General features: G+C 56.8%; 17 protein-coding genes and 1 other RNA gene. 11 read left to right on the top strand and 7 right to left on the bottom strand.

Features of this window, described 5'->3' with window-relative positions; all coding sequences use genetic code 11:
- Position 1 precedes the first annotated feature (1 nt).
- From frr to ACR0IK_RS03280, 6 genes are all read right to left on the bottom strand, one after another.
- On the bottom strand, positions 2-565 hold the full coding sequence (frr, locus tag ACR0IK_RS03255; RefSeq protein ID WP_480590883.1) for a ribosome recycling factor: 564 nt from the start codon (positions 563-565) through the stop codon (positions 2-4).
- Between the two features lie 187 nt (positions 566-752).
- Positions 753-1,748 carry an acryloyl-CoA reductase gene (acuI, locus tag ACR0IK_RS03260; RefSeq protein WP_480640431.1) on the bottom strand — a complete coding sequence of 332 codons (996 nt, stop codon included), beginning with the start codon at positions 1,746-1,748 and terminating at the stop codon, positions 753-755.
- Positions 1,749-1,848: 100 nt separating this feature from the next.
- A complete protein-coding gene (locus tag ACR0IK_RS03265) occupies positions 1,849-2,952 on the bottom strand; it encodes a dimethylsulfoniopropionate demethylase (RefSeq protein WP_480640432.1) in 1,104 nt (367 codons plus the stop codon).
- Positions 2,953-3,462: a DinB family protein gene (locus tag ACR0IK_RS03270; RefSeq protein WP_480640433.1), complete on the bottom strand. Its 510-nt coding sequence runs from the start codon at positions 3,460-3,462 to the stop codon at positions 2,953-2,955. It abuts the gene before it with no gap.
- Positions 3,459-4,163 carry a DUF1326 domain-containing protein gene (locus ACR0IK_RS03275; protein WP_480640434.1) on the bottom strand — a complete coding sequence of 235 codons (705 nt, stop codon included), beginning with the start codon at positions 4,161-4,163 and terminating at the stop codon, positions 3,459-3,461. Before ACR0IK_RS03275 ends, ACR0IK_RS03270 begins: the two co-directional genes overlap by 4 nt.
- A gap of 4 nt (positions 4,164-4,167) precedes the next feature.
- The gene (locus ACR0IK_RS03280; protein WP_480640435.1) at positions 4,168-4,959 is read right to left on the bottom strand and encodes a DUF2182 domain-containing protein; all 792 of its coding nucleotides are present in this window, start codon (positions 4,957-4,959) and stop codon (positions 4,168-4,170) included.
- 86 nt (positions 4,960-5,045) lie between these two features.
- Between ACR0IK_RS03280 and ACR0IK_RS03285 the strand changes: the two genes are divergently transcribed.
- The 7 genes from ACR0IK_RS03285 (at position 5,046) to ACR0IK_RS03315 (ending at position 9,820) form a co-directional block, all read left to right on the top strand.
- Positions 5,046-5,777: a FadR/GntR family transcriptional regulator gene (locus ACR0IK_RS03285; protein WP_480590874.1), complete on the top strand. Its 732-nt coding sequence runs from the start codon at positions 5,046-5,048 to the stop codon at positions 5,775-5,777.
- Positions 5,778-5,787: 10 nt separating this feature from the next.
- The gene (locus ACR0IK_RS03290) at positions 5,788-6,150 is read left to right on the top strand and encodes a DUF4345 family protein (RefSeq protein ID WP_480640436.1); all 363 of its coding nucleotides are present in this window, start codon (positions 5,788-5,790) and stop codon (positions 6,148-6,150) included.
- Between the two features lie 36 nt (positions 6,151-6,186).
- Positions 6,187-6,559, top strand: a transfer-messenger RNA (tmRNA) gene (gene ssrA / locus ACR0IK_RS03295).
- A 100-nt stretch (positions 6,560-6,659) separates the two neighbouring features.
- The gene (locus ACR0IK_RS03300) at positions 6,660-7,091 is read left to right on the top strand and encodes an ester cyclase (protein WP_480590871.1); all 432 of its coding nucleotides are present in this window, start codon (positions 6,660-6,662) and stop codon (positions 7,089-7,091) included.
- Between the two features lie 128 nt (positions 7,092-7,219).
- Entirely contained in the window at positions 7,220-8,035 is an 816-nt protein-coding gene (locus ACR0IK_RS03305) for a chromate resistance protein ChrB domain-containing protein (RefSeq protein ID WP_480640437.1), read from the top strand.
- Positions 8,032-9,285: a chromate efflux transporter gene (gene chrA, locus ACR0IK_RS03310; protein ID WP_480640438.1), complete on the top strand. Its 1,254-nt coding sequence runs from the start codon at positions 8,032-8,034 to the stop codon at positions 9,283-9,285. Before ACR0IK_RS03305 ends, chrA begins: the two co-directional genes overlap by 4 nt.
- 76 nt (positions 9,286-9,361) lie before the next feature.
- Positions 9,362-9,820, top strand: coding sequence for an SspB family protein (locus ACR0IK_RS03315; RefSeq protein WP_480640439.1), 459 nt, complete (start codon positions 9,362-9,364; stop codon positions 9,818-9,820).
- 14 nt (positions 9,821-9,834) lie between these two features.
- Here ACR0IK_RS03315 and ACR0IK_RS03320 read toward each other — a convergent pair whose 3' ends face one another.
- The gene (locus tag ACR0IK_RS03320) at positions 9,835-10,362 is read right to left on the bottom strand and encodes a hypothetical protein (RefSeq protein ID WP_480591089.1); all 528 of its coding nucleotides are present in this window, start codon (positions 10,360-10,362) and stop codon (positions 9,835-9,837) included.
- A 231-nt stretch (positions 10,363-10,593) separates the two neighbouring features.
- On the opposite strand from ACR0IK_RS03320, the gene fumC reads away from it, so the two are divergent.
- The 4 genes from fumC to ACR0IK_RS03340 all read left to right on the top strand — a co-directional run bounded on the left by fumC (position 10,594) and on the right by ACR0IK_RS03340 (position 13,052).
- Positions 10,594-11,991, top strand: a complete 1,398-nt coding sequence (gene fumC, locus ACR0IK_RS03325; protein ID WP_480640440.1) for a class II fumarate hydratase — start codon at positions 10,594-10,596, stop codon at positions 11,989-11,991.
- Positions 11,988-12,164 carry a DUF4169 family protein gene (locus ACR0IK_RS03330; RefSeq protein WP_480640441.1) on the top strand — a complete coding sequence of 59 codons (177 nt, stop codon included), beginning with the start codon at positions 11,988-11,990 and terminating at the stop codon, positions 12,162-12,164. The genes fumC and ACR0IK_RS03330 overlap by 4 nt, the downstream gene beginning before the upstream one ends.
- Positions 12,161-12,388 (top strand): ribbon-helix-helix domain-containing protein, encoded by a 228-nt coding sequence (locus ACR0IK_RS03335; RefSeq protein WP_480590860.1) that lies wholly within the window; start codon positions 12,161-12,163, stop codon positions 12,386-12,388. The genes ACR0IK_RS03330 and ACR0IK_RS03335 overlap by 4 nt, the downstream gene beginning before the upstream one ends.
- Before the next feature lie 82 nt (positions 12,389-12,470).
- Positions 12,471-13,052, top strand: a complete 582-nt coding sequence (locus ACR0IK_RS03340) for a TetR/AcrR family transcriptional regulator (protein ID WP_480640442.1) — start codon at positions 12,471-12,473, stop codon at positions 13,050-13,052.
- Positions 13,053-13,054 lie beyond the last annotated feature (2 nt).

Genomic DNA, 13,054 nt, shown 5'->3' on the forward strand with positions numbered 1-13,054 from the left:
CTCAGACCTGCATGATCTCTGCCTGCTTGGTCTCAAGCGCGGCATCTACAGATTTGATCATCTCGTCAGTCAGATCCTGAACTTCAGTTTCCCAAAACTTCTGATCGTCCTCGGACATGCCGTCTGCTTTGGCCTTCTTGACCTGATCCATTCCGTCACGGCGAACGTTGCGGATCGAAACCCGCGCGTGCTCGGCGTATTGGCCGGCGACCTTACCCAGTTCGCGGCGACGCTCTTCGTTCAGCTCCGGAATCGGCAGCATGATGATAGTTCCGTTCAGCTGAGGGTTGATTCCCAGTCCGCTTTCACGAATGGCCTTTTCGACTTTGCCGACCAAACCCTTGTCCCAGACATTGACCGTAACCATACGCGGCTCGGGCACGTTGACCGTTCCAACCTGATTGATCGGTGTCATCGAGCCATAAGCATCGACCATAACCGGTTCCAGCATAGAGGCTGACGCCCGACCAGTCCGAAGCGAGGCAAATTCGGTTCTGAGGTTGGACATGGCGCCTTCCATGCGCCGTTTCAGATCATCAGTATCCAGTTCGAAATCATCAGACATGCTGCTCACTCCCCCGTCTTCAGGTGCTGTTTGCATGGCTCATAAGCCATCGCAGTTGGGATGTATAGCAATGATGATGCGGAATTGCGCCAATGACCAGAGGTGTTTCCGGCATTTTCTGGGAGTTTCGATGACACCCGGACCGATCTGCGCTCAGGGCAACCGGTCCGGGTGCAAGCCCTGTCGATCAGGCGTTTACGTCGACAACGACGCGGCCCTGAACCTGACCTTTCAGGATATCGGCGCCCAATTGCGGAAGATCACTTAGGGTTGCAGGGTGAACCATCGCTTCCAGCTTGTCCATGGGTAGGTCCGTTGCGATGCGCTGCCAGGCGCGTACGCGGTTTTCATAGGGCTGCATCACGCTGTCGATGCCCAATAGATTGACCCCGCGCAGCAGGAACGGAATCACCGTTGCAGGCAGAGCCGCACCTCCGGCCAGACCCACGGCCGCAACCGACGCGCCGTATTTCATTTGTCCCAGCACACGCGCCAGCATCTCGCCACCAACCGCATCGACGCAACCGGCCCAGGTTTCGCTTTCCAGCGGGCGTTTGGTGGTCTCGTTCAATTCCTCACGCGGCACGATGGTGCTGGCCCCCAGAGACTTCAGGTAGTCACCCGTTTCAGGGCGCCCGGTGACGGCCGCAACCTCATAGCCCAGATTGGCCAGAATGGCAGTTGCCACCGAGCCCACGCCACCCGCTGCCCCAGTCACCAGAACCGGACCGTGGTCGGTTGTCATGCCGTGATCTTCCAGCGCCATGACCGCCAGCATCGCCGTAAAACCGGCCGTGCCCACGGCCATCGCCTGCCGCGCATCCAACCCTTCGGGCAAAGGAACCAGCCAATCGGCTCGGGCATTCGCCTTTTGCGAATAGCCACCCCAATGAGCCTCACCCACGCGCCAGCCGGTCAGAACCACCTTGTCACCGGGCTTATAGCGATCGTCCGAGGACGCCTCGACCGTGCCGGCATAATCTATCCCCGGCACGTGCGGGTAAGAGCGCACCAAGCCGCCACCCTTGGCGGACGTGCACAATCCATCCTTGTAATTCACCGTCGAGTACTCGACAGCCACCGTGACCTCACCCTTAGGCAGATCATCAAGCGAAAGCTGTTTCACCGACGGGCTGGCCAGTCCGCTTTCTTCATCCTTCTCCATGACCAATGCATTGAACATCTTATTTCCTTTCGTTTTTTCATGGCCAGATCGCAATCTTCACCTGGCTAAAAATTCCCGAGGGCGTCGCACAGCGACGGGGCAGCGCCCCCTACCGCAATCAAATCCAGAACCGCTCCTGCACTGTTGCGCGGCGCATACCGTCAGGCGTTTCGACCTCAACAACTGTTCCGGCGTCCCAATGGCTCAACCGCAGCATTCCAATCGACACGTTGATCGAAAAGTCCGGAGACCAAGCTGCCGAGGTCACCTGCCCCACCCGTTTTCCACCGGCAACTACCGGCCACGGACGGTCACAGGGCGGCACGACATCGCCTTCGATGGCAATCGGACGAATCTGCTGTACCGGGCCTTCCTTGGCCACACGCAGCAAGGCATCGCGCCCGATGCACCCAATAGCCGTATGCGTGTTGCAGAACTTGCCCAAACCGCACTCATGCGGTGTGTTATCGTCGGTCATGTCGTTGCCATAAGACAACAACCCGCCCTCGATCCGCTCAATCAGGTTGGGACAGCCCGCACGCACCTGCAGGTCCTCGCCTGCAGCAAACAGAGCGTTCCACAGCGGCATCCCGATGTCGGAACCCTCGACGTAAATCTCAAACCCGCCCTGTTTGGAATACCCTGATCGCGCCACCGCCAGATCGCGGCCCTCAAATTCGAACATGTCGAACTTGAAGAACCGGATATCGCGCACCCGATCGCCAAAGACGCGTGACATCAGGTCATCCGCCTTCGGCCCCTGTACCGCTAGCGGCGACACGTCCGGCTCGTCCACCAGAACATCCAGTCTATACCCGTTGGCGATGCCTTTGACCCACAGCAAGAGGTCACTGTCGGCGATGGAAATCCACCAGCGATCATCGGACAGTTTCACCGCCACCGGATCGTTCAGCATCCCACCGGTTTCATCGACGATGGGTACGTAAAAGCATTGCCCCGGCAGCATCCCTCGCAGATCGCGCGGCGTCAGCATTTGCATTAGCCTGGCGGCATCCGGACCACGCAACTCGACCTGCCTTTCGCAAGACACATCCCAAACCTGTACATGGGACTTCAGGTGACGGTAATCCGCCTCGACGCTTTCAAAAACCGTCGGCAACAGCATTCGGTTATAAACCGTGTATCCCTTGACCCCGGCGGCCTCGACCCCGTCAGAGAACGGTGTCCGCCGCAACCGGCGTGACATGGAAATCTGCGGCATTCAGGCCTCCTTCGGCATAAAGACCAGATCACTGACAGGCGCGGTTGATCCGGTTTCGGTCAGCATCTGGTGCAACTGTCCACGATGGTGGGTCTGGTGGTTGAACATGTGGATCACACATTGCGCGTAAGGCAATGTAACATCAGCTTCTTTTGCGGCCGAGAACCAGGTGAAATCACCGGTCAATGGCGCATCTACCAACGATCCCGCCCATTCAGCGATACGGGCATCCACTGTTTCACACAGAGGCAACCAATCAACCAGATCGGCACATAGCGAAACGCTATCAGGTATACCGCCTCCCGGACCTGCGCCTTTGTCAAAACGGGACACCCAAATCCAATTGCCCCACAGCAAATGGTTGGCCGTTCCCATGATCGAGCCGAAGAATGCACCGCGTTCCTTAGTCAGTTCTTCGGGCGCGAGTGATTGCAGAAACCCCGATAACTGCTTGTTTTGCCATCGGTTGTACCGCGCCATTTCCTGTGCATAGGCGCCTGTGATCATCATTTTGGACCGTTCCAGTCGATCGGGCAGATCTCCGCAGACTTGCCACCGAAATCCCAAACACGGCCATAGTCGCGCACCTTGGACTTGGTGCCGCGTGCCACGATGATGTCGGGACCCATCCAGTATTTCGAGTTCGATACCATCACCGGATGCTCAGGGTCCTTGCCAGCCAACATCTCAATCTCACCCTGAATCTTGCGACCAATCACGATTCGACGCTTATTGCCGTCACGCTCGATCTGGACCGGAGCCCGCTCGGCCCCGATGATTTCACTCACCAGCATGGTGAACAGACCGGTTGTGCCACCTGCCTGGCCGCTGAAAATCTGCAGCAACCCGTTATAAGCCTTTCCGCTGGCGCGTTCGTCCACATAGGCCGCGACTTTCCACTGGCCCTCTCCCATGCGGCCCGGAATGTCGACAAGCAGACCCACGTTCAGGCCCGACAGATCCTCGCCCTCGTAATGGCCTTCGTCGATGATGACACCCATCCACGCGTGGCAATGCCCTTCGGTCGGAGGATGCGCGCCCAGAGACACGACGCAGGGGCAGAACACATCGCACGAGCAGTTCAGGATCAGTTCACCCTTGATGGCCCAGTCCGTCGGGCTCATTTCGCGCCGTTTGGGATTGGGCATACGGCTGTCAATGCGTTGGCTGATCGGCAGCCTGTCGGCCTCAGGTTTCCTGTTTTTAGCCATATACTTATCCTCCGTAAGCAAAGGGATAGACCAGCAGGGCAAGCCCCCCTGCGATCAGTGCAAACCCCATTGGCCGCGTCACCGCGTGCCCGATTTGAGGCAGTTTCTCCAAAACCATGAACAGTGTCGCGAGGCCCATCCAGAGCAAGCTCATGACACCACCAACAAACCCAAGCGCCATAAAGCCCCAGCAGCACCCAACGCAGAACGCGCCAAGCGCAAGCCCCATACGCAGACCGCCCGTAAACCCGGTTTTCCAGTGGCTCAGGAAATAGGTCATAGGAGCGTGACATACGCCGTGACAAACCTCTTTCGCGCGGGTGAACTGAAAAGCTCCGACCAAGATCATCAGCCCGCCTGCAAACAAAGCGGACTTGGCGATGCCCAGCATATCGACGAAGCCGCCGAAAAGCAGACCCAGTTGAACACTGGTGATCAAAGCGGCAAAACCCACCCAGACGACGAAATACCCAGCCAGCACACCGATCCAACCTGCTCGGGTGCCATTGGCGCTGCAGATCAGGTCGTCGTAGCTGCGCAGGGTCGGCACCAATGTCGGCAGCATCATCGCAGCCATCATGATCGCCCACATCCAGAACAGCGGGCCGAATTCGGCCATGGGCATATACATGTCCATACGGGGATCCATGGCGGCCATAGCCTGACCCATAGGACCGGGCCTGCCGATCCAATCCAGATCCATGTCGCGGCTCATGGTGAACATTACCCACCAAGCCCACAGGATCAGAATGTAGAATCCCAGCCACAATCCGCTGCGTAGAACTGCGCGACTCACGTTTCCCTCCCGACTCAGTCCTTGCATTTCAAATGTCAGACTTTTAAATGTCAGACAAATAAAATTTCGCCGGCGATCCCAGGAACATGAAAATCGTACCTCAAAAACCTTCAGATTTATCCGCGCAGATCGCTCAGGCCATACGCGACGCTATTATATCGGGCGAACTGATCGTGGACGAAAGGTTGCCATCCGAGGCTGAATTGTCCGATCAGTTCCAGGTTTCGCGCCCTACAGTGCGCGAGGCCCTCAAACGCCTTGCGGCGCAATCACTTATCCGAACCCAGCGCGGAGCCAGCGGTGGCGCTTTTGTGAACCGGATCAGCTTTGAGGACGCCTATTCGCAGCAAATCACAACTTCGACCTTGCTGCTGTCGATGAACGCGATCAGTTTCGACACTGCATGCGAGGCTCGCTTTGCGCTGGAACGTGCCTGCGCCCCGCTTTCTGCCCAACGCCGCACTGCCGATCAACTCGCCACCATGCGGACCGAGATTTTCCGTCAGTCACAACCCGGCCTGACGGATGAAGCGTTCTGTTCTTCGGATGTCGCCTTTCACCGTGCACTGGTCGATGCGGCCGGGAACCCGGTTCTGTCCTATCAACTGGCCGGTGCCGTTGAGGCGATGCAGCCGCTGATGAACATGATCACCTTTACGGCCCGATCCCGCCAAGAGATCATTGACCTGCACAATCGCATCGCCGACGCACTGGAAGCGCGCGATGCAGTAAAAGCAGACGCAGCGCTGATCGAGTTGGAAAACTACACGCGGAAACTGGCGCGGGATGTAGCACAGCAACACCGTAAGCCAGCATGACGGAGGTATAATGGTTACAACGCTGAACGTAATTGCTGCTCTTCTAACGATTGGCTTTGGTTTGTTCGGCTTCCTCGCCCCGGCATTTACCGCCGCATCGCTGGATCTGACACCAACCGACAGCAACATGGGGCTAAGCGAGATGCGCGCCTCGGTCGGTGGGCTGTTCGTTGTGACCGGTGCAGTCGTGCTGTGGCTGAACAATCCGATGGGTTATGCCATGCTTGGGGTTGTCTACGCAGGCGCAGCACTGGGTCGGTTCGTTTCAGTCATTCTGGACAACCCACCTGTGGTCAAGGCGGTGACATTCGGGGGAATCGAACTGGCCTTGGCGTTGTGGTTGATTCTGGCAAACTTTAACAGATCCGCCTAATCGTTTGTTTTCACGCTAACCATTCCCGAAATTTCCCGGTTTGCATCCGCGCGTGTGCTCACCTATATAGGATATGTCCTTCGGGACTATGGACATAAACGCGCTCGTAATAAGCGGATCGGACCCGGGGGCGGTACCCGGCGGCTCCACCATATACCTTCTGGAAGAATCCTTCGTTTGAGGAACTCTTTCAGAATCGGGGGGCCGAAACAGGATCGACGAACGTCTAAAGGGGTTAGCTTTGTCTCGGCTGTCTGCCACCGTTACCGGCGAAAACAGTACAATTGCAAACGACAATCGTGCTCCGGTTGCAGTTGCTGCGTAAGCAGTAACAAGACCGAAACTTAAGCCCTTGCGCCTAGCCGCGTAAGGCGGGGTTCGCAGGTACCTGGCAACAGAAACCTGCATTTCCCCCTTTTTGTCTGCGGTTTATCTGTGATCTTGTTCACGTTCAGGGTTTCTTCATCCTTTCGCTTCATTCTCAGCCAAACAGGAAAAGGAGAGCTGGGATGTCACACGCAGATATACTCAGAAACTGGTATGCCGAGGTTTGGGAAAACGGGAACACAGATGCCATCGACCAGTTCTTTGCCCCCGACACCATGGCCGAGGGGCTGATCCCAGAAATGCAGGTCGGCGCGGATGATTTTCGCGATCTGGTCATGGCCTTTCGGCATGTGCTGGGGGATATCAAGGTCGATCTTCCGAAGATTATCGAAGACGGTGATTGGGTCTCCGCGATCCTTCACGTCAGCACCACCCGCGCAGATAATGGGGCTCCGTTACAGGCAACCGGCAGTGTTATCGCCCGGATCAATGATGGCTGCATGGTCGAGGCTTATAACCAGTTTGACTTTATCTCTCTGTTCGAACAACTCGGCCAGTTTCCGCAAGACACCCTGCCTGTCTGCATGACCGGACAAAGGTTGGATTGGGCCTGACACCAGCAGCGCAATCTTGACCCCTAAGGCGCTTGGTCGTAAGCAATGGCCATGGGGTAAGATTGCGAACGCCCCGTGAGGCGCCAGCCCAAGTTTCGCATGTATCCGTTTGCATCAGGAGACATGCTATGCCCGCGCCCAGTTCAATCAGTCCAAAACAGTTGCTACGCCTGATCGGAACACCGCAGGCACCGGTCTTGATCGATATTTGCTTGGACCCGGATTTTGAGGCCGATCCCTACCTTATCCCCGGTGCCGTTCGCCATTCGGCCAAGGATATCGACGGCATTGCCCGCCGAATTGGCAATCGTAACGCCGTCATCATTTGCCAAAAGGGCAAGAAGCTTAGCCAAGGCGTCGTGTCCTGGCTGCGTAGCAAAGGATGTGAGGCCGAATTTCTGGAAGGCGGAATGTATGGTTGGCGCGACATGGCGAAGACCCCACGGATACCGGCCTCAGCTTTACCAACGACGGAAGATGGGCGATCTGTCTGGGTAACACGCTACCGGCCGAAAATCGACCGGATCGCGTGCCCGTGGCTGATCCGCCGCTTCGTGGACCGCAACGCGCAGTTCCTGTTCGTAGCCCCGTCCGAGGTCGAAGCAACCGCTCAAGCCTTCGATGCGACACCGTTCGATATCGAGGAAGCGTTCTGGTCCCATCGAAACGACCGCTGCACCTTTGACACCATGCTGGACGAGTTTCAGTTGCACACCCCTGCCCTCGACCGGCTGGCCACGGTGATCCGCGCTGCGGACACCAACCGTCATGATCTGGCGCCTGAGGCCGCCGGCTTGCTGGCGATATCGGTGGGCCTGTCGCGGCAATACCGGGACGACCATCAGAACCTAGAGGCGGGCCTGCACCTTTATGACGCCCTGTATCGTTGGGCAAGGGACGGTTTTGACGAACATCACGACTGGCCGACGGATCGCAGATCATGACGCCATCGATTGCGGAGCTCATCCGGGTGTTCAGCCGCATCGGCCTGCTTTCCTTCGGAGGCCCGGCAGCGCAGATTTCGCTTATGCACCAGGAACTGGTCGAAAGACGTCCCTGGCTGGACGAGCAGACCTATCTGCGAGCCTTGTCGCTGTGCATGTTGCTACCGGGTCCCGAGGCAATGCAGCTGGCAACCTATGCAGGCTGGCGTTTGCGCGGAGTAAACGGCGGTTTGGTCGCCGGGGCCTTGTTCGTGCTGCCCGGAGCCTGCATCATCGCAATTCTGGTCGGTCTGTACGCCGCCTTCGGTGATTTGCCTTTGGTTCAGGCCGGGTTTCTGGGGGTGAAAGCCACGGTAATCGTGATCGTCCTGCAGGCGCTTCGGAACCTGTCGCGCAAGGCGCTGACGGATACACAGCACCGCGCCATCGCAGGGCTTGCTTTCCTCGCCATCTTCGCGCTGAACCTGCCCTTTCCGCTGATCATTCTGGCCGCAGCGATTTGGGGATACGTAACTTTTGACGGTCAGGCACGGGCGGACGACCTTCCCCCTGCCCCCAAAGTCACCGGTACGTTCCAAACTGCCGCCTTCTGGCTGGCAATGTGGCTGGGCCCGCTGCTGGCACTGACCTTAACGGGGCAAAAACTTCTGAGCGATCTGGGCTGGTTCTTCGCCCGCCTCGCCGTTGTCACCTTTGGCGGAGCCTACGCCGTTCTTGCCTATATGACCCAGACCGTCGTGGACAAGTACCATTGGGTCAACACGGACCAGATGATCGACGCGCTGGGCCTGGCCGAGACCACTCCGGGACCGCTGATTCTGGTGACCCAGTTCGTCGCCATGCTGACCGGACAGATGAGCGGTGGTGCATCCCTGGCGATCGCAGCCGGAGCCGTTGCCCTATGGGCCACATTTGTTCCCTGTTTTCTATGGATTTTTCTTGCGGCCCCTTATCTGGACCAACTGGCCGCCCGTCCCAGATTGTCCGCCGCCCTGCACGGGATTACTGCGGCTGTTGTGGGCGTGATTCTCAACCTGTCCCTGTGGTTCAGTCTGAACGTTCTGTTTCATGAAATCCCCGAAGCATCATTGGGACCTGTGACACTGCCCTGGCCCGAGCTGACCACCCTCAACCCCGCCGCGCTGATCCTAACAATGCTCGCTGGGCTGTTGATTTTTAAGTTTAAATTTGGAATGGCAACCACATTGGTGATCATGGCCGCGATAGGAACCGGACTGCATTACGTTTAAACAATCCTCACACAGGCGGTCTTTCGTTTCCGATGAAATCCCCTATGCTGAGGGTAACCACTTTTGAGGATGACACATGTCGCAAGACATCGACTATGGGAACCTGATGCACACCGCCATGCGCGGGCTCATCAAGACCGTTCTGACCAGCGTTTCCGATAATGGCCTGCCCGGGGCGCATCATTTCTTCATCACGTTCGACACTCGCCAGGAGGACGTCAAACTGGCCGACTGGCTGCGTGAGCGGTACCCAGAGGAAATGACCATCGTTATGCAGCACTGGTTCGAGAACCTTGAGGTCGGCGAGAACGGATTTTCGATCACGCTGAATTTTGGCGATGCGCCGGAACCGCTGTATATCCCCTATGCGTCGATTAAAACCTTCGTCGACCCTTCGGTTGAATTCGGGTTGCGCTTTGAAAGCCCCGAGGATGAGGATGAAATCGAACCCGTCGTCGAAGAATCGATCGAGGTAGAAGAAGAAGCCGATCACCACGATGCCGAAGTGGTCTCGCTGGACAGTTTCCGCAAGTAACTACCTGGCGGGCGCTACTGCTTTTTCAGAAACGTTTCGACCGATCGCGATTTTACCCCATTCCGGAACCGCGAAAACGACAGGTCCAGACCGCCCTCTGCCAGAGTGCGGTCGAACTGCTGGAGCTCATAATTCCCCGTCTCGCCGATAAACAGCGAGAACACAGTCAGGGTGTCACCTTCGATCCGCCCCCAGACAAACGGTTCGCCCTGCATCGGGTCCAGCGGAACCTCATGCCCGAACACGTTGCGCTTCATCGCGGCGGAATACACGTCGGACCTGTCCGACTGCTTGAAATCTATTGAAAATTTCTGATCTTTTACCCGACCGTCCGCCTTATAGGTTGTGGTCGTCCAACTGACATTGAAGCCGTTTTTCAACTCTTCAATCGACACGCTCATGTCGCGGGGCGTTTCGCTTCCGTCTTCATCCACGACATTTGCAGACCCGACGTAACTGCCCACAAAGGGGGCAATATCCGCCGCGTGGGCTTTCAGTCCAGTTAAAGCGGACGAAATCAAGATGCCCAATAAAAAGGCCATGATTTTCAGGGGATAAGCTCGAACCAATGTGCCCACCTTAGCCTCCAACAAGATGATCCACCTATTGTAGCTGACCCGATAGCGTACACAATGCGTTTCCGACCGAATTTACCAATCCCTTCCGGCTATACCTCTGGCCCCCTTGAGTTTATGGTGCGCGCAACTGGCCGATTGCACGATGACATTGTTACGGGTAAACGGCATGCGACTGCATACACTACGGAGTGACCGATGTCTCAGACCCGCACCGAATCCGACAGCTTTGGCCCGTTGGAAGTCCCTGCCGACAAGTATTGGGGTGCCCAGACACAGCGTTCGATCATGAATTTCCCCATTGGCTGGGAAAAGCAGCCCGTTGCCATCGTGCGCGCGCTGGGAGTGATCAAGAAAGCCTGCGCAATAGAGAACAAGGCTATCGGCAAACTGGATGCGAGAATTGCGGATGCCGTCATTCAAGCCGCTGGTGAGGTGATCGAAGGCAAGTTTGACGACAACTTCCCTCTGGTCGTCTGGCAGACCGGTTCGGGCACCCAATCCAACATGAACTCGAACGAGGTCATCGCCAACCGCGCGATTGAAATCCTGGGTGGCGTGATCGGATCAAAAGACCCGGTGCACCCGAACGACCACTGCAACATGGGTCAATCCTCGAATGACACATTTCCTACGGCCATGCACATCGCCACCGCGATGAGCGTGCGTGACGTGCTGCTACCGGGGCTTGAGAAATTCGCCACAGCGCTGGAAGCCAAAGCGAAAGAGTTCGCAGGCATCATCAAGATTGGTCGCACGCACACGCAGGACGCAACGCCACTGACGCTGGAGCAGGAATTCGGTGGTTACGCGCACCAGATCCGTCAGGGTATTGTCCGCGTTCACGCCTCGATGCCCGGAATTTACGAACTGGCTCAGGGCGGTACGGCCGTTGGCACCGGTCTGAACACCCACAACGGCTGGGATGAGGCCGTGGCCAAGAACATGGCAGACATCACCGGCCTGCCCTTCGTAACCGCACCGAACAAGTTCGAAGCTCTGGCAGCCCATGACGCCATGGTCTTCCTGTCGGGCGCGTTGGCAACCATCGCGGGTTCTTGCTACAAGATCGCGAACGACATCCGCCTGTTGGGTTCTGGTCCCCGCTCGGGTCTGGGTGAGCTGATCCTGCCGGAAAACGAACCCGGCTCGTCGATCATGCCCGGCAAGGTGAATCCAACGCAGGCCGAAGCGCTGACGCAAGTCGCTGCTCATGTGATGGGTAACGACGCGGCGATGAAGTTTGCCGGATCGCAGGGGCACTTCCAGTTGAACGTGTACAACCCGATGATGTCTTACAACCTGCTGCAGTCCATCCAGCTGCTGGGCGACGCCACCGACAGCTTTACCGAGCGGATGCTGCTGGGCATAAAGGCCAATGAGCCGCGCATCGACAAGCTGATGAAGGAATCGCTGATGCTGGTGACCGCTCTGGCACCGACCATCGGCTATGACAACGCCACCACTGTCGCCAAGACGGCGCACAAGAACGGCACGACCCTCAAGGAAGAGGCCATCGCGTTGGGTTTTGTCGATGAAGAGACCTTTGACGCCGTTGTCCGCCCCGAACATATGATCGGCCCGAAAGACAAATGAGCAAACCGGTCAATCTGAACCGGTATCGAAAAGAAAAAGCGCGGGCCGAAAAAAAGGCCCGTGCTGATCGGAACTCTGTCAAATTCGGCCGCAGCAAGGTCGAAAAGACCAAGGCCAAGTTCGAGCGGGAAAAACAGCGCCGCGAGTTGGATGATCGAGAGTTGGAAGAATGAGCGGTCGCCCGGTCAAACGATCATTAACTCTGAAAGGTCATCGAACCTCAGTGTCCCTTGAGGACGAATTCTGGCATGCCTTTCGCAACATCGCCAAGTCTAAAGGTATCGCAATTAACGCCTTGGCAGCTGAGATTGACGTTGAACGAGACCCTGAGGTGGGATTGGCTTCGGCCATACGGGTTTACATCCTCAATTGCTATCGTGACGCCTCATCTTCGTAGATTCGAATTGAGTTGACGCTCTAGGACACTTGTCCTAACATCACTTTAGGACAAGTGTCCTAGAGCGGGAGAGTGCCGTTAAATGCCAGAGCGCAGTACCAGCGAGCAAATTGTTCAGGTCGCGGATGAACTGTTTTATCAAAACGGTTTCGCACAGACGTCATTTGCCGAAATCGCCAAGGCGGTCCACATCTCTCGCGGAAATTTTTATTATCATTTCAAGACAAAGGATCAAATTCTCAAGGCTGTGATAGACCTGCGGTTAAGCAGGACAAAACAGATGCTGGACGATTGGAAGCAGGACTTCCCGGATCCGAAACAGCGCATCCGACAGTTTATCGGAATTATGATCATGAACCGCGCAAAGATAGTGCGTTATGGCTGTCCGGTCGGAACACTGTGTACCGAGTTGTCCAAGCTAGAACATGCTGCGCAAGACGACGCCAACCTGCTGTTCGACCTGTTTCGAGACTGGCTGGAACGACAGTTTTCTGCGGCCGGCCTTTCGGAAGATGCGCCGGAACTGGCTATGCGTTTGTTGGCACAAAGCCAAGGAATCTCGTCCCTCGCACAGGCTTATCAAGACGAAGCCTTCTTAGACCGTGAGGTTCGGCAACTGAATATCTGGTTGAATGATCTACTACCTCAAATTGATGCAACCTGAAT

The organism is Ruegeria sp. BF7, from assembly GCF_056538605.1.